At 37.8% G+C, this 24,536-nt stretch carries 15 protein-coding genes; 11 read left to right on the forward strand and 4 right to left on the reverse strand.

Annotated features, from left to right (window positions below; translation table 11 throughout):
- The first annotated feature begins 180 nt into the window (after positions 1-180).
- On the forward strand, positions 181-834 hold the full coding sequence (locus AAEU30_RS02245; protein ID WP_421959118.1) for an OmpW/AlkL family protein: 654 nt from the start codon (positions 181-183) through the stop codon (positions 832-834).
- A gap of 44 nt (positions 835-878) precedes the next feature.
- Here the strand turns inward: AAEU30_RS02245 and AAEU30_RS02250 are convergent, their stop codons facing one another.
- Entirely contained in the window at positions 879-1,415 is a 537-nt protein-coding gene (locus tag AAEU30_RS02250) for a thioesterase family protein (RefSeq protein WP_421959119.1), read from the reverse strand.
- A gap of 105 nt (positions 1,416-1,520) precedes the next feature.
- Here AAEU30_RS02250 and AAEU30_RS02255 point away from each other — a divergent pair, with 105 nt between their 5' ends.
- Entirely contained in the window at positions 1,521-2,012 is a 492-nt protein-coding gene (locus AAEU30_RS02255; RefSeq protein WP_421959120.1) for a hypothetical protein, read from the forward strand.
- 14 nt (positions 2,013-2,026) lie between these two features.
- On the opposite strand, the gene tyrR is transcribed toward AAEU30_RS02255, so the two are convergent.
- From tyrR to bcsE, 3 genes are all read right to left on the reverse strand, one after another.
- On the reverse strand, positions 2,027-3,583 hold the full coding sequence (gene tyrR / locus AAEU30_RS02260; protein ID WP_421959121.1) for a transcriptional regulator TyrR: 1,557 nt from the start codon (positions 3,581-3,583) through the stop codon (positions 2,027-2,029).
- Positions 3,584-4,080: 497 nt separating this feature from the next.
- On the reverse strand, positions 4,081-5,673 hold the full coding sequence (gene bcsG, locus AAEU30_RS02265; RefSeq protein ID WP_421959122.1) for a cellulose biosynthesis protein BcsG: 1,593 nt from the start codon (positions 5,671-5,673) through the stop codon (positions 4,081-4,083).
- Between the two features lie 169 nt (positions 5,674-5,842).
- A complete protein-coding gene (gene bcsE / locus AAEU30_RS02270) occupies positions 5,843-7,465 on the reverse strand; it encodes a cellulose biosynthesis protein BcsE (protein WP_421959123.1) in 1,623 nt (540 codons plus the stop codon).
- A gap of 110 nt (positions 7,466-7,575) precedes the next feature.
- On the opposite strand from bcsE, the gene bcsR reads away from it, so the two are divergent.
- The 9 genes from bcsR to hppD all read left to right on the forward strand — a co-directional run bounded on the left by bcsR (position 7,576) and on the right by hppD (position 24,514).
- On the forward strand, positions 7,576-7,773 hold the full coding sequence (gene bcsR / locus AAEU30_RS02275) for a BcsR/BcsP family cellulose biosynthesis protein (protein WP_421959124.1): 198 nt from the start codon (positions 7,576-7,578) through the stop codon (positions 7,771-7,773).
- Positions 7,774-7,779: 6 nt separating this feature from the next.
- Positions 7,780-8,499, forward strand: a complete 720-nt coding sequence (gene bcsQ, locus AAEU30_RS02280; RefSeq protein ID WP_421959125.1) for a cellulose biosynthesis protein BcsQ — start codon at positions 7,780-7,782, stop codon at positions 8,497-8,499.
- Positions 8,492-11,161: a UDP-forming cellulose synthase catalytic subunit gene (gene bcsA / locus AAEU30_RS02285; protein ID WP_421959126.1), complete on the forward strand. Its 2,670-nt coding sequence runs from the start codon at positions 8,492-8,494 to the stop codon at positions 11,159-11,161. Before bcsQ ends, bcsA begins: the two co-directional genes overlap by 8 nt.
- Complete coding sequence (gene bcsB / locus AAEU30_RS02290; protein ID WP_421959127.1) at positions 11,154-13,400, forward strand: cellulose biosynthesis cyclic di-GMP-binding regulatory protein BcsB; 2,247 nt, start codon at positions 11,154-11,156, stop codon at positions 13,398-13,400. The genes bcsA and bcsB overlap by 8 nt, the downstream gene beginning before the upstream one ends.
- A gap of 2 nt (positions 13,401-13,402) precedes the next feature.
- A complete protein-coding gene (bcsZ, locus tag AAEU30_RS02295; protein WP_421959128.1) occupies positions 13,403-14,533 on the forward strand; it encodes a cellulose synthase complex periplasmic endoglucanase BcsZ in 1,131 nt (376 codons plus the stop codon).
- Positions 14,524-18,357: a cellulose synthase subunit BcsC-related outer membrane protein gene (locus tag AAEU30_RS02300; RefSeq protein WP_421959129.1), complete on the forward strand. Its 3,834-nt coding sequence runs from the start codon at positions 14,524-14,526 to the stop codon at positions 18,355-18,357. Before bcsZ ends, AAEU30_RS02300 begins: the two co-directional genes overlap by 10 nt.
- 296 nt (positions 18,358-18,653) lie before the next feature.
- Complete coding sequence (locus AAEU30_RS02305; RefSeq protein ID WP_421959130.1) at positions 18,654-20,150, forward strand: peptide MFS transporter; 1,497 nt, start codon at positions 18,654-18,656, stop codon at positions 20,148-20,150.
- A gap of 268 nt (positions 20,151-20,418) precedes the next feature.
- The gene (locus AAEU30_RS02310; protein ID WP_421959131.1) at positions 20,419-23,154 is read left to right on the forward strand and encodes a metallophosphoesterase; all 2,736 of its coding nucleotides are present in this window, start codon (positions 20,419-20,421) and stop codon (positions 23,152-23,154) included.
- A gap of 313 nt (positions 23,155-23,467) precedes the next feature.
- The gene (gene hppD, locus AAEU30_RS02315) at positions 23,468-24,514 is read left to right on the forward strand and encodes a 4-hydroxyphenylpyruvate dioxygenase (RefSeq protein WP_087532062.1); all 1,047 of its coding nucleotides are present in this window, start codon (positions 23,468-23,470) and stop codon (positions 24,512-24,514) included.
- Positions 24,515-24,536 lie beyond the last annotated feature (22 nt).

Below are 24,536 nucleotides of genomic sequence, written 5' to 3' on the forward strand. Positions count from 1 at the left end.
AAACAAAATTTGCTCACGAGTCAATACTTTTTAAGTACAACCGAGTAAAACTTTAATCTAAATCAAACAACTTTATAAAGGTGAAATACGCCTTGATAAACCTTGATCTAGAACAGTTTTTTATTTTTTAGTTATCCGATAATAGCTGCAATTAGAAAATAATCCTTCTCGGAGAACAGCATGAAAAAACAACTTAGCGCAGCTTTATTTACTTCTTTATTAATCGCGTCTCCATTTGCTAGTGCAAACTTAAGCGTTAATGTGGGTGCTATTAATGTAAATCCAGATAACAGTAGCTCAGCAATCAACGAAAACTCAGCTTTGGGTTTAAAAGCCGATTCTGACACGCAGTTAGGTATTACTATTGATTATGCATTTAATGACCAATGGGTATTAGAGTTAGTTGCTGCAACACCTTTCTCTCACGACGTTAATGGTACAGGTGGCTTAGCCGGAAACAATATTGCTAACATCAAACATTTACCGCCATCGCTTATTGCCCAGTATCACTTTTTAGAGGGCACATCAGCATTTCGTCCATTCGTCGGTGTAGGTGTTAACTACACTGTATTTTTTGATGAGGAGCCCTCTGCTGCCCTTAAATCAGTCCTTGGTACAGATGACGTAGACGTTAAACTTGATGACTCATTTGGCTTTGTTGCACAAGCGGGTTTTAACTATATGTTTGATCAAAATTGGGGACTACATGCAATGGTATCTGTAATGGATATAGAAACAGACGCAACCGTCTATGCAGATGGTGCTCAAGCACTTACCTCAACAGTAAAAATTGACCCTGTAGTGGCAATGCTTGGTGTTAAATATACGTTTTAAAGTACGCACTCAGATAAAAAGGCCGTAAGGCCTTTTTTATTTAATTATGAAGCAAGATTGGTGACTTTTTTCTGCTCAAGCATTTCTTTCCAATGCATTACTTCGGCAGGTAAAATAGGTGCAACACCATCAAACCCCGCTTCAGTAAGCATCTCTTCAACACTTACCACCCCTGTTTTACGCTTAAAAACACCACGCACATAGGCTATTGCATGTAAGCCGCGCTCAGAGTGAAACTTTTGCTCAATATAAAAGTATTTATGATCCCAACCAACCAAACGCGTGCTAATGGTATAGCGCTGCATTGGTTTTATATCTCGTATGTAAGTAATCGCGGTGGCATTCACAATCGGGAACCAACGTTTTTTCATTATTACGCCAAGTAAGCCCACCCGCTCGGTCATCCACGTTCGTGCTAAATCCATCATGGCTAAATAACGTGAGTTTGTGAGGTGTAAATTAATATCGCAATCAGAAGGTAGTGCTTTATAGTCAATATCAACCGTGTCTAATAATGACTGATAGCTGCGGTTACGTTTAATTTTAAAAAATAATAGTAGGAGACGAAAATAAAGGTTCACAATAAAGGTCTTACCAGTTAACAATAGCCTGAGTGTAGCACAGCTAGTTGCAATGGAGAATATTCTACTCTAATCTCTTGCAAACGATAAAAAATAGTATTTTAAATGATGATTAAACTAATATCTTCTATGAGTATTTTACTCTCACTTTGCTCCTGCCCTGCTTGGGCCGATTTTGATTACCCAGGAGAAGGTAAAGTACGCTATCCAACTGGGGTTGAAAAACCTTTTAAATTTGGTTTTGGTTGGCAAGCAGATAGTAAAAAATTCACCATCGGCGAAAAAAGTTATGACATGCAATTACCTGAATCTTATTCCATTGCCATCACTTTATCTAAGGATGAGCAGCAAATTTGGGTGCAAGAATTCAACAATGGATTTATCGAGAGCTTTAGCTGGCAAATTGGCGAACATACGCTGCAACTTAAAAAACAAAAATTTAAAGACCCAGTAAAAGGCGATTACGTTATAAGCTTAGACAACAAAGATTACTTCTTTGCCCGTAATAATATTAGCATTATGGTTAAATTTAAAGATGAAGGTATTGATAGTGTCGCTATTGATGGAGTAACAAAAAACATGGGCACTAAACAGTAGCGCCCAATATAAATTTAAACCTTAACTGTTTTGCGATTAATACCATAATCGCGAAGCTTATTAGCCACAGCGGTGTGGCTTAAGCCTAAGCGCTTTGCTAACTGCCGAGAGCTTGGATACGCAGGATAGAGTTTACGTAACAAGGTGGCCTCAAAACGTTTAACGGCTTGATCCAGCGAGCCTTCAAAGTCTGATTCTAAATAACCTAAATCATGTGTGAATGTAGGTAATTGTAAATGCTCTACCCTTAACTCATTATCATCAAGCAATGACACCGCTCTATAAATAGCGTTTTCTAACTGGCGAACATTTCCAGGCCAAGGGTAATCTTGTAAAAATGCCAAACACTCTGCCGATAACTCAGGTATTGCGTGGCCATTTTGCTGCGCATATTTTTGAATAAAGTGCTCAGCTAAAGGACCCACATCGGCCTTTCTATCCCTAAGTGGGGCAATCTCTAATGTTAATACATTGACTCGATAATATAAGTCTTCCCTAAATGTACCTTCTTGGACCATCGCAGGTAAATCTTTTTGCGTAGCAGCAATAATACGCACATTAACTTTCACTTCGTTCTCATCGCCGACTTTTCTAAATGTTCCGTCTTGTAAAAAGCGTAGTAATTTAGTTTGTAGCTGAGTCGACATTTCCCCGACTTCATCAAGAAAAACAGTTCCACCATCGGCTTGCTCAAGCACTCCACGTTTTGGCGCAGCGTTATCTTCATATCCGGCGTAACCAAATAGTTCAGATTCAGCAACATCATCGGGTAACGATGCACACGATAACGCTATAAACGGTTTCACTGAACGATTTGAAGCGTAATGACAAGCACGTGCAAGCAATTCTTTACCGGTCCCTGTTTCGCCGGTAATCAAAATAGGTGCCTCAAGTTGAGCCATTTTACGAGCTTCTCGTACAACTCTGCGCATTGCAGTACTAAAGTTATGGATTGTAGCAAAGCTTTCTTGACCATAACGTCTAAATGCACTTACTTGCTGGCCTAAGCGGCTTTGCGATTTAATATTTATTACTGCCCCTGCCAGCACATCACCCTCTGAGCCTTGAGGTACTGCAATTGGCAGAATATCGGCAATAAAATCCTCACCAGCCACTTCTACTCGAGTAGTTTGACCAAGTACTTCTTTGCTTTCTAACCAACGTGTAAAGTTAAAGCCTTTAAGTAGGTTGTTTATATTCGAGCCAATAACTTCTTGTTCTGTTAATTGTAAATCTTTACAAGCAGCATCATTACACAGTCGCACCCATCCTTTAGCATCAATAGAAATAATGCCATCAGGTAATGCTCTTAATAGTGTATTAAGCTCATTATGCTCACGTTCAGAAGGTAAAAAAGCCGTGGTGCGAACATCCATTACTCCGTCTATCAAACGAATCGATGGCATTATTTTTTGAAATTGTTCAAATTCAATAGGCGGAAAACTTACATACATACGACAATTAACAGAATCGACTTCAATCCCTTTTAAATCAACTTGGTAATTAACTAAAATATTAAGTATTTCTTGAGCAATACCGATGCGGTCTGCACAGTGTATATCTAAACGCATTTCACCCTCAAAAAAGAGAAAATCAATATGTCGCGAATAATACGCGAACTAGCTGGTTGTGGATAGTAGATTGTAAAGATTTTTGGACAATTACAATTTAATTTTAAAATTAGCTCCCTTCCTTTAAAATTCATGTAGCTGAGTGAGTATCACACTAACCGTAAACGTTAAATAACACAGGTGAGAATAAAGCAGGCTTTGTCTGATTTTTAACACTATTTGCTACTCTAAAGTTGCCGGGTGAGTACAGCCTCTAGTATTAGTATTGCCCTACATGGTGGTGCGATTTATATATCTAAACCTGAAAGTGCTGAAAAGGCAAAAAAATTAACAACTAGACCCAAATACACCTAATGTAACTTTTGTAATGAAAGACCCTCACATATTAATGATTTAACCTTTGTTGATAGTAACTAATTCAATCAGTACATAGCAGCATAAAACTAAACCTATTAAGCCGGGAGCCCACTTCCCGGCTTTTTTTTATGCCTGTTTACTTAATCGCTTTGCGGGTAGGCTGTCCACTCACCACCATCAAGTTGAATATAGGGCTTATTACCAATATACATCATTATGGTATCTTCATTTTCAGCCACTTTGGGTGCACGAGGTAAGTTATCTAACAATGATTGTATCGAGCTGTCACCTGAAAAAATATCATTACGTAATGCTCTACTTATTAGCTCTGACAACCCAAAATAACTAGTCGAGTCTTTTACTTCAATTAATCCTGAGTGCCTTACATTCGGACCAATAAACTTAATGGCACTAGGTACTGATACAATTTTAGGGCTTGGTATTTCTCTTAGGCCTGAAAATTGAACTTTATCTCCTTCAAGTGCAGCACCGTGCTCTGGTACTATCACGAGTAGGGTATTACGCTGTTGTTGCTCTAACTTTTCTATAAACCGGTTTATATCTGAAAACAGCTGCTGCTGCCTAATGGGGTAACTTTTGGTGCTACTCATTCGATCATAACCTGCGATCTGATTGCCATCATGAAGACTTATAGTATTGTAATAAAGAGAACGTGGGCCACTATTTTTACTCTGAGCATCTAACCAGTTTGTTAGTACGTCTTTATCTGAATATATCGGCTTACCATCAAAGCCATATTGGGCAGGAGAATAACCTGAAAAATCCAACTCGGTCGTATTCATCCCACCGTACTTATTTATTAATCCTTTAAAGTCATCAAAGTGCCCATCATGATTCATCGCCACAGAAGTATCATAACCAAGCTCTTGCAGGTTATTAAATAAATAGCATTGCTCTGGCACAGGTTTAAATAAATCTGTTTGACTTGTTTGCCCACAACTAGCTCTTAAAAGCCTAATAGCCGCGGGGCCACTGTATGAGGTCGCAGAATTGAAATCGCTAAATAAAATATCAAAATTACTAAATAGCTGAGTTTCATCAACACCAATAGCCTCAAGATCAGCGGTAGCAAGTGAGCAGATGTTCAAAATTAAAACATCAAAAGGCTCACCAGTGGCCCGATCAGGAAAAACGCTTTTTAACAAACTTTGTTGCTGATAAAAATATTCTAACTGTTCATCTGGGGTTCGCTCTCGTTTACCTGCCCCAACATTGACAGTGGGTTGAGTTGATGTAATTGACTGATTTCTTTGTTCGGTTAATTGTGCTGTTTGAGAAGAATTAATTACCGATGCGGTAGATAACCAATACGCATAAGCAAAGCCTAATAATGAGATACTAGTATAGCGAAGCCATTTATGCGAAAAACGATACAATACACAAACAATAAAAATACTTAATAGTAAATCGATACTCACTACTCGAGCGCTAATTTCAAAAAAGTAGTCCAGGCTAAAGTCTTGTACATTACCAACTTGTTTTGTTAAACGGGATATTGGAGGCAGCCATGAATCATAATATAGCAAAGCACTAGCAAAAATAGCTGCAAATACGTTTTTCAACCTTTGTTGCCAAGCTTCACTAAACGATAGCGTGAGGAAAGCAAAAAATGCTAAATTTTCTAAAAAGTGAAATGAAATTTCACCATAAGCAAATAATGCAAATTTAATTAAAAAGTATAGATTCCAAACCCCTAAACCTGATATTTTCACTCTTCATCCTTCTTTCTTTTAGCGGGTGTATAAGGCGTCAACAATACATGGCGAAATGTCAGTTTACGGTAATATTTTAGTAATTTTGTAAAAACTGTTTTACTCACGTTACTCAGAATAACACCGATAATTAACGCAATTGAAAATGTGATAAAAAATTGATCTAAACTCATAATTTTGATTCATTCAATGTCATTGGAAAACGTTGAGCATCCGGTCTTTTAACGCGATTAAACTCTGGTGATTCAATATCTAATGAAGATAAGTCTATAGACTCTTGACTATATGTATAACTAGAATTCCCTTTCAATTTATCTGTATAATCAGGAACGTCTCTATCTTTATAATCTTTTTTTAATCGTCTACATTCTTGTTGAATAAAAAAGTGATCGGCAATGACTGTCTTTGAATCAAAAAAATCAGCAATTTCAAGTTTAAATAAATGTCTAATGGCATTATCTACGTCATGCTCTCGACATGCATGAAGATATAGATACACGTACTCATCAACTGTGCTAAAAATGTCTCCTTCACGCTTAACATGAAATAGCTGCAGTGGGTGAATCACATCAATTCTTGGTAACAGCCTTAATGTAACCATTACGCCACTAACGCCCAAATTAGCCGCTGAATCGCTATAGTCTATAACCTGATCCACAAACTCAGATAAAGGTAAAAAACCTTTGCTCAGTGGGCTTTGAGAGTGTTGTAATACCTCATCAATCGAGCTGGGTAACGGCCTTGAAAACTCAAATCCCTGAATAGATTGAATCTGAGATAATAATCGGGATGGCTCAGAGAAACTATATAAAATAAGGTTAACCCCAAGTGTTAAAAATAAACATTCATCTTGATGGCGTATAATACCATCTACATTTTGAATAACGAGTTTCAGTTTTTTGCCACATAACTTTCGCAAATAGAAGCATTGTTTTGCTAAATCAGCCAAATCTGTATAACGTGTTACTGCAAACACTAAAGTGGCTGCTTTCATTTCACTCGCATGCTGGTAAAGAGCTTTGTTGTTTTCAAGCAGTTTATAAGACACGGGAAGTTTGGTGCCTTCTGGCACTGCGCTTTTTACGAGCCAAACATCATTTTCATCAAAGTCTTGATTAAATGAAGATGCTTTGCTTTGATTGATATTCCTCTCGATAACTTTAAATTTATTAGTGCTCGCTTCTAATAGCACAGTTTCTCCAGCTATGATCCCCTCTGAATGGCTCCAGTAATCATACTCTAAGGCCTTAACCGTTGACTCATTTACATACACTATGCCATCAAAGGATTTATTTGCGCCACGGATCAGCATCCGCGCGCGCGCAATTTCAAGCCCAGTAGTTATAAATATAAGGGTCAGTTGATATTTTTTTGTAAAACTTTCGAACAATTTAAACTGATCAATCAATTCACTATGCTTGTAGTGCGTTATTAAATCGGTATTGATATGCAAAATAACGGTAGAGCCAAATAGTTCATCATAAATTTTTAATTCTGCCAGTAAGCTACGGATGAAATGTAATTTCTTTTTCAAGGCAGAATCGCTATTAAATGTAAATGGATGTACTTTGCCTTTGTTAAATAAATCGCTTACATCATCCGAGTATGGAGTCTCGAAGAAAATCTCTATTTGCGAAGATAAAATAAACACATCTTGCTTTGATTCTTCTGAAATTGCCTGCAAAGCAAACTCGACTCCTTGGTTATCCAACGGAGAGAGCAGTATATATATGGCATCACTTTTCAGTTCTGCAAGTGCAGTGGGTAACCCCTCTATTTTCAAGCTAGGCACATGAACATCCTATAAAAAAAGTACTTTTTCACTAGTTTTGTTTCTTATTCTATATATAATGTAAATTAAGTCCACAATTTCAAAACTTATTATTTAACATGAGTAAGTACATGCATAATATTTACAAAGATCAGTCAAATATTTTAACTCAATATGATATTGAATGTTTGTTAAGCCGTTTCGGTGGTAAAGATCAGAGTTATATTGAAATTGTTGATGTGCAAAAAAATCAACAAATCTTTGCAAAATACCCGCTATTAAAAGAAATATCGCATGCAAAATCGATAAGTACTTTCAAAAATAAGTAGGAAGCAATGAAGAGAGTTTTTCTTAAAGGTATTAAAGGGGGTACTGGTTCAACATCTGTTGCGGCTAATCTTGCATGTGCATTAAGAAAATCCGATGAAAATGTTATACTCATTGATCTTGACCCTAAAAGTGATGTTGGGCTTCATCTTGGTCTTCCTTGGGAGCATGATTCTGGGTGGAGTAATTTCCTAAATTTCGATAGTGCAATAGAAGAGTTTTTTACTGATGATGATGGCGTGATATTTCTTCCGTTTGGCAGTGATTCATCAGGAATTGATCGTTTACAAGAAATTATACTAGGTACAAGCAACTTAAAAACAAGTCAAAATGCATGGGTTATATTTGACTGTCCAAGTTATGCCGAACTCAATAATCTTCCTCTCACTGAACAAGATATCGTTTTAGAAGTTATAAATTGTGATGCTATTTGCCACAGTTTAGTCTATAAGCGGTTAGTTTCATTAAACCAAGCAACAAAAGATTGGCAACATTATTTTTTAGTAAATAAATATAACTCAGCCAGTGAACTTGAGTCTGACCTATTACAGGTATGGCAATCTGAAACCCCACTATTAGCCACTATCCATATAAATAAAGATGAAGTGATAAAAGAATCTACTGCATTTAAAAATGTCGCTGTAAATTGCGCACCTTACAGTGTTGCTTATGATGATTTTGAAACACTTGCTGGGTGGCTCGTGAGCAAGGCGAGTAAGAATGACTAAGCATCATTATGCCTCAGGCGCTCTTCAGCAGTTCTTTGCTCTCATACTCAGTATTTTATTTACTGAAAAGCTCGTTCGCTTCATATTTTATAAGTTTCATTGTTATTTTAATCAACATAAGATGAGTGCCTTAGCGGCATTTATAATGCCGTTCTTTTTGCTGTTTGCAGCTATATTCGTCAAGCTTAATAATAAGAATAAGAGACGTTTAGAAACCAAGTTATCACTGCTCTACCCACATATCACATCGCCATTTGGCACATTAGCAAACTTTATACGGATATTATTACAAAGTATTTATTTGATTCTTTTTAACGTTACAACAAAAAATGTACCCGCGCGAAATAAATACACAAAAACAACAACACGATTAATAAACAGAGTCTTTAGAATTATTCGTTACATAGATAGTAAACTAACGCGACGATGCAAAAAATTATGGTTACAACTACAAATCAGAACAAATGTAAAACCATTACAACGTGTTAATAATTTCAACTTATGGCAAAACCGTATATTAAAATTTGTATTATATTTTATGCTAGCGTTTACTGTACTACTTTTTGTTACAGTCCCATTCAGTCTTGAAGCACAAGCAATATTTATTAGTTTGATTCTAATTGTTGCCTACTCATTGAGACGCGTTGATGGTCAAATGGCCACAATTACCATGATAACTCTTGCTGTGACGACTTCAACACGTTATTTATGGTGGCGTTACACTGACACCTTAAATTGGGGTGATCCACTGGCATTAACTTTAGGTATTGGTTTATTACTCGCAGAAACCTATGCATGGCTAGTACTAATTTTAGGCTTTTTTCAAACGATTAACCCATTACATAGAAAACCGATCCCAATGGATGGTGATACATCAAAATGGCCAACTGTCGATATATATATTCCTACCTATAACGAGCCACTAAATGTTGTTAAACCTACTGCAATTGCAGCACAAAGCATAGACTGGCCAGCAGATAAACTAAACATCTACATTTTAGATGATGGTAAGCGACCTGAGTTTGCAGAAATGGCAAAAGAAATTGGCGTGGGTTACCTTGATAGACCAGATAATAACCATGCCAAAGCAGGTAATATGAATCACGCGATGAAGTATACCGATGGCGAGTACATTGCTATTTTTGATTGCGACCATATACCTGCCCGTTCATTTTTACAAATGACCATGGGGCAATTTATTAAAGACGAAAAAGTATGCTTAGTGCAAACTCCACATCACTTTTTCTCAGCTGATCCATTTGAACGTAACCTTGATAATCATCGCCAAATACCCAATGAAAACATGTTGTTTTACGGGCTTATTCAAGATGGTAATGATATGTGGGACGCGACCTTCTTTTGCGGCTCTTGTGCAGTTTTAAAGCGCAAAGCGCTGGATGATATTGGCGGTTTTGCAGTCGAAACTGTCACAGAAGATGCACACACTGCACTGCGAATGCAACGCGCGGGCTATAAAACAGCATATATCAACATTCCTCAAGCTGCAGGCCTTGCTACAGATAGTCTATCTGCACATGTTGGCCAACGTATTCGTTGGGCTCGAGGCATGGCGCAAATATTCAGACTCGATAACCCACTACTAGGAAAGGGACTCAGTTTGGTACAACGTTTATGCTATATAAATGCCATGCTGCACTTTTTATCTGGTATTCCTCGAATTGTATTTTTAACTGCCCCACTGGCATTAATTTACTTAGATGCCTATATAATCTACGCACCTTTCATCGCTATATTTTTATATATAGTGCCAACCTTGATGCAAGTCAAAATTACAAATTCACGTATTCAAGGTAAGTACCGTTACTCATTTTGGGGAGAGGTTTATGAATCGGTTCTTGCTTGGTATATTTTAAAACCCACCACTGTCGCCCTATTTAACCCTAATAAAGGTAAGTTTAACGTAACAGAAAAAGGCGGTTTAAATGATGTTGCTCGATATGATTGGCTTATCTCGAAGCCATATATAGTACTGTTACTATTAAACGTACTTGGTATGTGTTACGCCATCTTTAGGTTAATCTTTGGGGATGTGTCCCAAATTGGTGTGCTATTAATCAGCATGCTGTGGGTTAGCTATAATATGATGATCTTAGGTGCCGCTGTTGCCGTAGCTGCTGAAGCTAAGCAGGTGAGAAGTTCTCATAGAATAAAAGCTAACTTTCCTGCAGCCATTAGACTTGCAAACGGACGCACAATAAAAGTAAAAATTACAGATTATTCTGACAGTGGTGTTGGTATTGAAACCGTACATGAACATTCTTGTCGAGAAAATGATAAAGTTGAACTGCTCATGAGCCGAGGGAAAAAACAGTTTTCCTTTGCGACCTTTATTTGCAATACAAGAAAAAGGCAAATTGGCTTAACGTTAAGAGACCTTAGCTTAGACAAACAAAAAGCATTCATTCAATGCACATTTTCTCGCGCAGATGCTTGGCTCGATTGGCAAGATAACTTTAAACATGATAAACCATCGTACAGTTTCAAGCGGGTATTTTATACAAGTATTCGTGGCTATAGTAACTTGATTTTCCATGCGCCTAAACCATTTAGGCCATTCATTATTTTTATGACTAACGTAATTGAAGTCATGATTTCGCTATTACCAAAAAAACCAAAAAAGTATTCTAAATTATATGATTAAACAATTAGCTACCTCTGCCCTAATAATGCTCGCTTTGGCCAATAGTCAATTTACAAAAGCAGCAACCCCTCTTATAGATAAGTCTATATTTGACGATGGCTACCCTGAACAAGCACCTACAGAAAGTCTAACACTCAGCTTTAAACGTCTGGGGGTTAATAAATTCAAACTAGACGGAGTTGACACCACAACCTATGTCGATTTTACCAATAGGCTAGATAAAATAGGTAAACAACTTAAGTTAAACTTCTCCTATAGTCATTCGCCAGCGCTAATCAGCCGCGTATCACACTTAAAAGTCTATTTTAATGACAACTTGATCACTGTTATGCCAATCAAAGATCAAGAGACACAAATTAGCCAGTTAAAAAGTCACAGCCTTGATCTCAATCCAAAGTTAATTAAAGACTTTAACCAAATACGTTTTGAGCTCGTTGGTTATTATGACTTAATCTGTCAAGATGACTTTAGTAAAACTATTTGGACTGAGTTAAGCCAGAACAGCTCAATTACTTTGGAACAGCAATCATTAGCCTTGGAAAGCTTGCTTGAGTATTTTCCTGCACCATTTTTTGATGAGCGAGATTATACACAACTAAGTTTGCCTTTTATCTTTGCGAACAACCCTGATGAAAATACACTTGAAGCCGCTGCGACTCTATCAAGCTGGTTTGGGGCGCAAGCCGATTGGCGTAAAGCAACGTTCCCAGTACAGTTTAATCAAACACCGACAACACATAGTGTGGTATTTGCGACCAATACCAATAAGCCTGACTTTTTGCTCGATTATCCAGATGTATCAAAACCGACTGTTGAAATCATTTCAAGCCCAACTCAACGTTATGCAAAAGTACTACTGATACTAGGTAAGGATACCAAGCAGCTAAAAGATGCCGTCGTAGGTCTAGCATTTGGCCACAAAGTAATGACGGGGCGAACAGCAAGTATTAATGAAATTAATCATTTACCCTTAAGAGATGCTTATGATGCGCCTCGTTGGGTAAGATCTGATAGAGCCGTTACATTTGATGAGTTTATTGAGTATCCAACCCAATTACAAACACAAGGATTAAAAGGACAACCAGTTGATCTTAATCTTCGTTTTGCCCCTGACTTATTTACTTGGCGTAAAGAAGGTATACCTATCGACTTACATTATCGTAATGCACCAGCCGAAGATGCTCTACTCTCACGTTTGAATATGCTCATTAATGATAAGTTTATCAATGGTTTTGAACTTAAGAGTCATGATGAAAAAACAGTTGAAAACGAAAGTTTTGCCCCTTTAGTTTCACGCCAAGGTACAGCGCACAACGAACAAGACTTTGATATAACAGGGTTGGATTTAAGTAAAAAGAACAAGCTTACCTATGACTTTAAATTTGGCGTAATTAAAGTGGGCGAATGCAGTGCGGTACCAGCCGGTGGTGAATATGGAGTAATAGACGGCAGCTCCACCATTGATGTAAGTGGTTTTGAACATTACATCGCCTTGCCTGATTTAAATGTGTTTGCAAACAGTGGATTCCCGTTTACGAAATTTGCTGATTTAGATCAGACGACACTTATTATGCAAAAAGAAAGCTCTGCGCAAGCGATACAATTACTGCTAAATTTTACGGGGCATTTAGGAGAGATTACGGGGTATCCAACTCATAGACTTGATATTGAGTTCCCAGATCCCACTCTTGTTCTTGATGATAAAGATTTGATCGTCATTGCAAAACCGGAGGCATTAACGACAGAGTTACCTCAAGATGCTGCAATCAGTGTTTTGTTAGAAACGAATCAACGGATCGTTGAACAAGCTATTTATAATGGCGCTTACGATAATAACGATGCTCAAAAAGTAAAAGTGAGTATTGAAAGCCAAGGTAAACTAGGAATTATTGCTGGTTTCCAATCACCCTTTAACTCTGAGCGTTCTGTAGTATCGATGACAGCAACGACTGATAATGCATTTACATTACTAAGTGACGCGCTGATAAAGGATGAATCAACAGCTTTAATCAAGGGCAGCGCAGCAATAATTAATAGTGCAGGCATAAAGACGATTAATACTGATGATCAATATTTTGTCGGCTACGTACCTATTCATACATTAATATGGTTCCACTTTTCTGATCATCCATTTATCTTAGCGCTACTTTCGATTTTAGTCTTATTGCTTATCTCCTTTTTATTATGGCGGTTACTAGGTGTGTTAACTCAAAAGCGTTTATCTGAAGGAGATGAGTAACTATGAATATTTATTTTAAAACCTGTTTAATACTCACTGTATTTTTATTTTCAGCAAATGGCTTCTCACAAAATATGTGCACGCCTTGGCCACAATGGGACACATTTAAAACGAATTTTATCAGCCCAGAGGGTCGAGTAATCGATATTGGTAGTCGCCAATCAATTACCACCTCAGAAGGTCAATCTTACGCTTTATTTTTTGCACTCATTGCAAATGATCAAGCTACATTCGACAAAGTATTGAACTGGACACAAATCAATCTTGCCGAAGGTGATTTAAGTACACGCTTACCAGCCTGGCAGTGGGGCATAAACAAACAAGGCCAAGAAACTATTTTGGATTCTAACCCTGCTTCTGACTCAGATTTATGGATAGCATATGCATTATCGCAAGCAGCGCAACTATGGCAAGATAGACGTTACAGTGTACTTGCAGCTGTTATGGCAAAACGTATCATTCGTGAAGAAACGGCTTATCTTCCTAACTTAGGTTTATCATTATTACCCGGACCACATGGCTTTGAATTTGATAAGACACGTTGGAAGCTAAATCCAAGTTATGTACCCTTGTTTATTTTAAAGCAATTTAGTCAACTATATCCTAATTCCCCATGGCAACAACTTCATGATGCATCGGCTAAAATGATCATAGAATCAAGCCCCAAAGGTCTTAGCCCTGACTGGGTAATGTACCAAGCAGATAAAGGTTTTTATCATGATAAAACGACTACCGATATCGGCAGTTATAATGCAATTAGGGTTTATTTGTGGGCAGGTATGATGGCAGATGATGCGCCTTTTAGAGATGAGTTAATTACACATTTTAAGCCCATGAGCAATCACGTTGCTAATAGAGTAAAGACACCATTGAATGTTTTTTCGAAAACAGGTAAAGCACAAAAGAATGGACCTCTTGGCTTTGATGCAGCTATGCTTCCTCTACTTGAAATCCATAATGAAATACAAGCAAAGACGGCATTACAGCAACAATTAATGGTTGATACTACATTTACCAAAAACCGCTATTATGACAGCGTATTATATTTATTTAGCCTAAGTACAATTAATAAATTGTATGAAATCGATACGTTAGGCAAGCTAGAACCTAAATGGAGCAATAAATGCCACTAAAATGGCTAATTGGCGCGACTATTTTAAGTGCTTGCTGTTATATCTCTGATGTAACATCTCAAACATCTTCTGATCTTGATACAGACTCCATTAAGTGGTTAGTTAGCCAAATTGAGCTTGGTGAAATTCAGCAGAATCAATTATTAATGACTGATAGCCTTGATAAGCTGTTAAGCATAGCACCTAATAATATTCTCGCTAAATGTGCCCGAGCTCGAGTATTACTGACACAAAATAAATTGGATCAAGCAAAAGCTATTATCAACCAATTTAATGCTTTAGATAATAAACAAGCATGTGTGAAGCAATTAAAGTTGCTCGTACGGGTAAATACTTCTGATAAACAACAAATTCAACAGGCTAAATTGCTTGCTCGTGCAGGTCAGTACCCTGCAGCGATAAAAATTTACAGTAAATTATTTTCTAGTGCTTACCCTAGCATTGAGTATGAATTTGAACATATTAACTGGATTGCCAATGATGCAAGTAACTGGCAACAAGCATATAGAGGCTATCAATCCTTACGTGCTCGCTACCCTAACGTAGGTCGTTTTGATATAGCCTACGCCAGACATGTTTTAAAACAGAAACCTCATGATAAAGATGCCTTAGCAATTTACCGACATTACGCGCAAAGTAATCAATACAGTGTAGAAACTGAATTTGCTTGGTTAGCGGCGCTCAATAATATGCCCATAAATCAACAAACAGATAAAGCATATAGAGAATATTTAAATAGTTACCCTAATAGTAGCAAAGGGCAATTACAATATACTGACTTTCAAAAAGCATTAAAGCAGGAGCTAATAAAGCAATCTGATCCTGCTTATAAGTTATGGAAAAGAGGTGCTGTTGCGCTTGAAAAACAACAATACAGTAAAGCTGAAAGACTGTTACTACAAGCCTATAAAGGGCGCCCTTCAGATCATGATGTGCTCAATAGTTTGGGCTTGCTGTATTTAAGACAAGGTATAAATGCAAAAGCATACACTTATTTTAAAAAGGCACAACGCAGTACTGATAATATAGATTTAGTTGCTGTCTATCGCGGTTTGGCTAATACAGCTAAATTTTGGCAGTATATTGATGAAACAAAAAAAGCGATAGCTTCTAAGCATTTCAAAAAAGCCAAACTAAAAATAGACCTTGCTGATACCCTTTCTGAAAGCCCAGAAACCGTGAACTACTATCGTGGTGAACTTTTGCGTACGCAAGGGAAATTCAAGCAAGCAATAGATTATTATAATAAAGTACTCCAAAGCGATCCAACTAACGCATCAGCACTGAGCGCGATATTAGAAATTTTGAGTTTAGATAATAACTTTGAACGTTCAAACCAATTTTATTATCAATTAACTCAAGCACAACAGATAGCAATTGCACAACAATACTCTCAGTTACAAAGTCAACAATTGCGGCTACGAGCAACAAATTTAGCCGAACAAGGTCGACTTGATGAAGCTGTAAATTTATTACTACTGGCGATAAAACAAACCCCAAGGCAAAGTTGGTTGTATTACGATTTGGCTAATTTATATCAACAGCAAGGTTTATTAGATCACGCTAAAGCACTTTATAAAAAAACATTATGGCAATTCCCTCTTGATGCGGAGCTAAGATATAGCCATGCAGTTTTTCTTCGCTCTCTTAATGACTATCAAGGTGCTTTAGAAACCCTTTCTTATGTTCCAAACAATGCACGTGATGAAAATGTTGCTCAGCTAATGCAACAGCTCAATATCAATGCAAAAATGAATAAACTTGCCAGTAATGTGACGGATAATAGAGCGACTATAATTTATAATTTAACTGAACTTGGGGCGCAACCATTAACCCCGCTAATGCAAGCGGAGCTCGCTACACAGTGGATGCAAATCAATGAATATAATTACGCAATTAAACAGTTAAAAATAGCTTTAGAGCGAGATTCTACTTTGAATGCATACTGGCATATGACCTATGGGCAGTGGCTTTTAGAAGGTAATAACGAACAAGAAACGAAGCAATGGTTTGCTAACTATCAATTGCCCCAACCTGCAACTGAAGAACAGCAAACTAATTGGGTTATTTTACAGGCTGATTATATAAACAAATTTAACCAAGGCGAAGATCGCCTTGGGTTGTTAAATCAACTTACGCAGTCCTACCCCAATAACTCTGCTGTATACGATGCTTTGATTAACGCAAATATCCAGTTGGGCTACTCTAATGAAGCCATTGAATTATACAAACAGCAATATCAGCAAGGTGTCGCCTTAGCTCAAGAAACAGAGCTTGCTGTGGCAAGAGTTAGCCGTGAATTAGGTGAAGATGCTTTATCTGACCGAATCATCGCTGGGTTAATAAATGACGTTGATAAAGAACAGACTTATCAACAACAATTACTAATGACCGCACTTACAGACTTCAAAGACGAAGCGAATGTGATACGCCTTGCAAATGACTTGCTTGTAAAATCAAACTATAGTCAAGAGTTGTATTATCAAGCAGCGCAAGTTGCACAAAGTCATGAACAAGCAGATTTTGCTAAAAACTGGTATAAAGAAGCGATTGAGCCGCACAGTAGTATTAGGTCGAAAAACAACCACTCTCTAAATTACCAACTTTACAGCATAGATGAAAATGCCCCGTGGTATGTCAATAATGCTAAACGAGAACTTGCAAGAATGCAGCAACAAAACCAAGCCTATATCACCGCAGGTATTAATTTAAGTAGTCAAACAAGTACGCAAAGCGATGCGACCTTAGGTGCAAATTCTTTTCCTATAGAAGCTGGTTTTTCGTTATGGGACGGGATGGCTATTATTAAGCTCGATCCAATGTCGGTATCGAGTCAAGAAACCCGTTTTGACGAAACATTCTCAGGCAGTCGTTATGGCAAAGGTGCATTATGTATTTTAGATTGTCCATTGAATAGTATTACACCAAAACAGCAAGGTCTTGATATTGGTTTAGCATGGGAAAATGAGACTTGGCGATTTGACTTAGGGACGACCCCACTTGGCTTTTTAGTTGAAGATGTTGTTTGGGGAGTTGATTATAATAGCAGTTTTGGTGACTTCGGCTATAGCGTAACATTGAATAAACGCCCAGTGACTAGCTCAGTATTATCGTATGCAGGCTTGGAAGATGTATTTACTAATGAAATATGGGGCGGTGTAAGAGCAACCAGTTTACGCTTTAACCTATCTCATGATCTAGGTCTCGACTGGGGCTTTTGGGGCTCGACTGATTTTCAAATATTGCAAGGTAAAAACGTTAAAGACAACCAACGCTATAGTATTATGGGTGGGGCATATCATCGCTACATTCGCGAAAAAAATACCGAGTTAACTCTGGGGGCTAACTTATTGCATTGGTCTTATCAGTACAATTTAAGTGAAGAAACCTTTGGCCATGGGGGTTATTATAGCCCACAAAGCTATATAGGCGTTTCTCTACCGGTTACCTTTGACCAACGGGTAAATAACGACTTTATATATCGATTGCGGGCGGGGCTATCATGGTCAACGACCACCAATGACGGGAGCGATTTTTTCCCCAATGACTCACAACTCCAACAACAAGCTAAAGTATGGGGGTCTATAACGGGTGTTAACCCTTACTTTGAAGGGGATTCAAGCTCAGGGATATCTTACAACCTCGGAGGCAGTTTTGAGTACCGCTTTACTCCGCATTGGTTTTTCGGTGGTTTCTTTAATTTAGACCGTGCTGATTTTTACGAGCCAAACTACGCACAGTTATACTTTAGGTATTATTTCAATCCGGTGTACAGCGAAATGATATTCCCAGGAACACCTGTAGTACCTTACGCTGACTATTAAAATATGCCAAACAATCTCAATAAGACTCTCAAAATGAGATTGTTTGGCAGTACCCACTATTTATACCAACTGTCGCAAGCACTTCCCCTAACCATAAGGTCTATGTATACTTAGCCGCAATTGTAGCTAGGATAAGGGTGTGACTCTTACCACTAAGTAACATCTTAGTAAGCAAACCATTACCTTAGCTGCATTAAAAAACATTCATGGCCGCCCGTTCAGTTAGTGTATTACTTACACGAGCAATAAAAGCAAAAATATAAGGCCGCAATAATAATATAAGTTAGGAAGTAAATATGAGTTCATCTTCAACTGGGGGGTTTTTCGGCCACCCAAAAGGACTTTCAACACTGTTCTTCACTGAAATGTGGGAGCGAATGAGCTATTATGGCATGCGTGCCTTACTAGTACTCTTCATGACTGCTAGTTTGCAAGAAGAAGGTCTTGGTTTCACTGTCGCGTCAGCAGCGGCTATCTATGGTTTATACACAGGTGCGGTTTACTTTTTAGGCTTACCAGGTGGTTGGCTCGCTGACCGTTTATTTGGTGGCCAAAAGGCGGTCTGGTACGGTGGTATCATCATCATGATTGGTCATATTATTTTGGCTGTACCGCATGAGTATTCGTTTTTTATTGGCTTAGTATTTGTAGCCTCTGGTACTGGTTTATTAAAGCCAAATATCAGCGCAATGGTGGGTCAACTTTACTCGAGCGAAGATGAGCGTCGTGATAGTGGATATGCCATCTACTACATGGGTATCAACTTAGGTTCAATTATTGGTTACTACGTGTGTGGTTACTTTATGGAAAATGTAGGCTGGCACTGGGCATTTGGTGCAGCTGCTGTTGGTATGGGTATTGGTCTAATTCAATATCATTTAACCACTAAGCATTTACCTAGTCATAGTTCAGCTCCAGCTAATCCTTTAAGCCCTCGCGGTATCACTCGCACTTGGTTTGCTATTGTGGCATTTGTCATTATTGTTGCATCAGTGGTTGTTGCTGCAATGACTGGTAATTTAGTTATTGACCCTGTGATTATTGCCGGTTATGTAGCGATTGTGTTTTCACTAATTTTCTTCGCATACTTTGGGATTATCTATTTTAAAGGCAAGTTAACCGAAGCTGAAAAACGACGCATGTGGGCATTGTTTCTAGTTTGTGTAGCTTCAGCCTGTTTTTGGTCAGGCTTTGAACAAGCTGGCTCTTCACTAAATTTATTTGCTCGTGACTACACTGATCGTCTTGTTGGTAGCTTTGAAATACCTACCGCTTGGTTTCAGTCATTAAATGCTATCTTTATTATTGTATTATCTCCATTTTTTGCAGCCCTTTGGATTAACCTATCTAAAAAAATGATTTCACCGTCATACAGTGTCAAATGTGCATTTGGTCTTATCATTATGGCGAGTGGTTTTTTAGTTATGTTTATGGCAGCTCATTACGCCGCTGAAGGCTTAAAAGTTGCGCCTTATTGGTTAGTAACAACCTACTTCTTACATACAGTGGGTGAACTTTGTTTAAGCCCTGTAGCATTAAGTGCTGTTAGCCGTTTATCTCCACAACGCTTCTCTGGTCAAATGATGGGGATATTCGTACTTACTTACTCTATTGGTAACATTATTGCGGGTATCCTTGCTGGTGGTTTTGATCCTAATAATATGGAAGAAATTCCTTACCTATATCTACAAATCGCATTATTTAGTATAGGTGTAGGCATTGTATTAGTACTGATGAGCTTTAAAGCCAGAATATGGGAAAAACAAGGTTTATCTGAGACTGGTGCTCAGTAGTTCATAAACTTGATGCGTTAGCATCAATGCACTTTCCTGAAAGGCAAGATAGCAATATCTTGCCTTATCATTTTCAAAACATCACTGTTTAAATTTACTCATTTTTAGTCACTAAAAACAATGTTTAATACAAACAATTAAGCATTATGGAGTATTAATCAACAAACTAATTTAATGCATTTTCGAATCGTTGATGAATGATTTTTCTACAAGCTTATTTCTATAACTGATATGATTAAGCTATTCAATTAATTGGTAGTACAGGTATATGTCTTTCTCTTTATTAATTAAACTCCCTATTTTTATAACTACTTTAGTTTTACTAAACGGTTGTGGCGGTGACGATACGAAAAAAGATACTAACTTTGAAGTTGAAGAAACAGGCTTAGTAATTTCAGTAAGTAATGGGTTAGTTAAAAATTTTGATAACAATTTAGTTCAACTAAGCGCCCCCGCTAATTCCGTTACAACTGACAAAATTTTTATTTTTAGTAAAGCCGAGTTAGATATCTCTAATAAGGAACTCGATATTGTTTCTCCTCTGTATACATTTAGCCCCCAAGACTTAGAATTCAAAAAGTCTATTACCATAAAAATTGATGTTACAAGTACTGAACCACAGCAAATGTTGACTATAGTGCAATTGGTCGATGGTCTCTGGCAGCCTTTAACAACTATAACCAGTAGCTCAAACAGTGTTAGTGCATTAATGACTAGCTTTGGTACTTTTGCCGTTCAGGCAAGAACAGTACCTACAATAACAAAAAATATAGGCCCAACCTGTACAGATAACCAAACTGAGCAAACTCTACGCTTTATCCACGTTGCTGACTTGCACGCCCGCTTTGGCTTTAAAGAGCAGTATTTTAGCCGTATTAAAAGTTACTATAACAACGCATTAACTGAGCAACCCTACACCTTATTTACTAATGGCGGTGATGATTATGAAAAAGGCACCGTGGCTGAACAAACCTCATTGGGCGTAGCAACCGTTGAAGCTATAAAAGCAATGAAATTTGATGTCCGTGTTGTTGGCAACCACGATTATGCTTGGGGACCGCAGCAGTTATTAGAGTATGCTAATGATGATCATGCAATTGTACTAGCCAGTAATACCCATTACGCTGGAAATAGTGAACAAACCTTTGATGGTGTGGAGTTTTCTATCGTACAAGTCGGCTGTCTAAAAGTAGGCTTTTTTGGCATGACATCTGTGCCCTGGAATGAATTAGATCAACCAATAGAAACCGCACCGATCCCAGACTTCATCGCAAACTTTAAAATGAACTGGGAATGGCAAGAAATAGCTGAAGAAATAGTCGGTAAATATAGCCAAGATGTAGACTTCATGGTGATGCTAAGCCACCTAGGTGAAGGCACTGATACCCGTATAGCACAAAATGTTCCGGGGATAGATTTAGTACTTGGCGGACATACCCATGGTGGCGAAAATTATCAACTACTAGAAAATGGCAGTATTGTTATACAACCTAACTTCTTTGCCCAAGGGCTGACGGATTTAACACTTACTTTCGATTCAAATTCGAAAGAGCTCACGAATATTGATTACGAAACTATAGCAACATCTACCATCTCAACGACTGATGAACAGCTGCAGAGTGAAATAGATTCAATAATGGGTAAATATGCACCAGATGCAAATACTGAAATAGCAATTTCAGAAAACTACCCTACAGCAGAACAAGTCATGGAAATTACCGCGCTAAGCGCACAGCATCAGTATCAAGTCGATTCTGTATTTTTTGACTCCGCTCAAGTACAAACTCGCTGGACACCGGGCACACTAACACAAGAAGATTTTCATAATGCCTTTAAAGTCGAAAGACAGCCTTCTAACACGCCAGGTTTTAGCGCTATCTATCAGGTAACAGTGTCAGGCTCGCAATTAAAAACCATTGTTTCTAGTCAACCTGACTGGATATCGCTTCTTCCTAAGTCTATTAATGATGACAGTAATTACACTTTAGCTTTACAAAAAGGGCCCGCATTTAATGGTGAACTATTCTTTAACGGTATAAGTTTCACTGAACCTGCTTTATTAGCTGAAACCTGGGAACTACTTGATAAATATGCCCGCTATCGTACCAGTCAGTGTTTACATATAGATACAGATAAACCTCTAAATGCGTGCCAAAGTATTGATAATATAACTATTTGGAACTTTAACGATGCAAGTAATCCATTCAAAGCAGACTATGGACCGTCAACACTAAACTACTATGATCCAAATACTACAAATTGGGGACCAAGAGAAAGTGCATTCGATACCACCACCTCTCTAGAAATAGATGATTTAATTGATGGCCCATCTGGCGTCATGGCTTTTAGCGATCATGCACCAAATGAAGGCTTAATTATTAATTTAAATACTCCAGCTAATGGCGATTTTGCAGAGCAAGGATTAGTATCAGATTACACAATAGTCATGGATATATATTGGCCATTTGCCGCTAAGGATATCTACCGTGCACTGATCCAAACAAACATAGAAAATACTCCCGAAGACGATGCCGATATTTTTATTAACCCCGAAGGGGCATTAGGCAAATCAACAAGTAAGAGTGGGTATTTTGGTGCAACTCAACCTGATACTTGGCATCGCATCGCATTTGTCTTTTATACCGCACCAAGCAATGGTGTATTTGAAGTGTATGTAGATGGTGAGTTAGCAGGAGTGAAAACTGAAGGTGAAATAAACAGTCGCTGGGCACTTAATAAAGCCGTACTACTTTTAACTGACGATGATTATGAAACAGAACCCGGTTATTTAAATGCGCTGTTATACGCTGGGCGAAGTATGACTCGAGATGAAATAAAGACAATGAGTGGTGCGCAGCAACAACTGCAATTTATACCGAGCACTCGTGAACTAAATCAAACTGTGGAACGCCATTATCAAAACGCCCCCACTATCATGCCTAATCTCTGGCTTGAACAACGTAGCAAGTTTTTTAACAATCGCGCTAAAAACGTAAACAAATAATTACAACCGCAGGGTGAGATATAGAGAGAAACGGTCCTATTATTTACCCTGCGACTTTCCTAAAAGTCTTATAAATACTATATAAATCAATATCAAAAAATATATTAGTATTATTTTTAAAGTGAAAAATCTCAAGCTTATATAACGGTATTCCAGAACCTGCAATTCAGTTTTGACTCACCGTCCCATTTAATTTACAAACCTCCTCTGAGCTAAATAATTGCCCCCTCTTCCCCTCATGCAATTTATGGTTAATCATCTGCGCTATTAAATACAACAAAACGCAGTGCTTAAAAATTGCGGGAGAATTAAAATGAGTGAAGTAAAAAACCCTTTAGGTTTAGTTGGTATCGAATTTACTGAGTACGCAACCCCAGACGCTGACTACATGGACAAAGTATTTACCGATTTTGGTTTTTCTAAATTAAAAACATTTAAAGGTAAAGATATCGTTTACTATAATCAAAACGATATTCACTTTTTACTGAATAACGAGCGCGGCGGTTTTTCTGCTGAATTTGCAAAAAGCCATGGCCCAGCTATTTGTTCGATGGGTTGGCGTGTTGAGAATGCACAAAAAGCATTCGAAACAGCTGTAGAGCGTGGGGCAAAACCAGCGACTGACTCAACCCATAAAGACCTACCATACCCAGCAATTTACGGTATTGGCGACAGCTTAATCTATTTCATTGAACAATTTGGTGATAATGGTTCTATCTATGAAAATGATTTTGAAGATTTAAGCGAACAAAATATTGTTGCTGACAAGGGCTTCTTGCGCATCGACCACTTAACAAACAACGTTTATAAAGGCACTATGGAAACATGGGCTAACTTCTATAAAGACGTGTTTGGTTTTACCGAAGTGCGTTACTTTGACATTAAAGGTCAAAAAACAGCGCTACTTTCTTATGCACTTAAATCACCGTGCGGTACCTTCTCTATTCCAATTAACGAAGGTAAAGGCAACGATAATAACCAAATTGATGAATACTTAGGTGAGTACAATGGCCCAGGTGTTCAACATTTAGCATTCTTAACAGATGACTTAGTTAGCTCGTTAGATAAGTTAGATAAATCAACAATTGCCACACTTGATATTATTCCTGAGTACTATGACACGATTTTTGACCGTGTACCTTGGGTTGCTGAAGACAAAGAAAAAATCCGTGAGCACCAAATTTTAGTCGATAGCCAAAGCGAAAACTGCTACCTACTACAGATTTTCTCTAAAAACTTATTTGGCCCTATCTTTATCGAAATGATCCAACGTGTTGATGACGGCGGTTTTGGTGAAGGTAACTTCCAAGCGCTGTTTGAATCGATTGAGCGTGATCAAGAGCGTCGCGGCGTTTTATAAGTTTTAAAAAAGAAATTAAAAA

Source organism: Pseudoalteromonas mucoides, assembly GCF_049257175.1.
Lineage (GTDB): Bacteria > Pseudomonadota > Gammaproteobacteria > Enterobacterales > Alteromonadaceae > Pseudoalteromonas.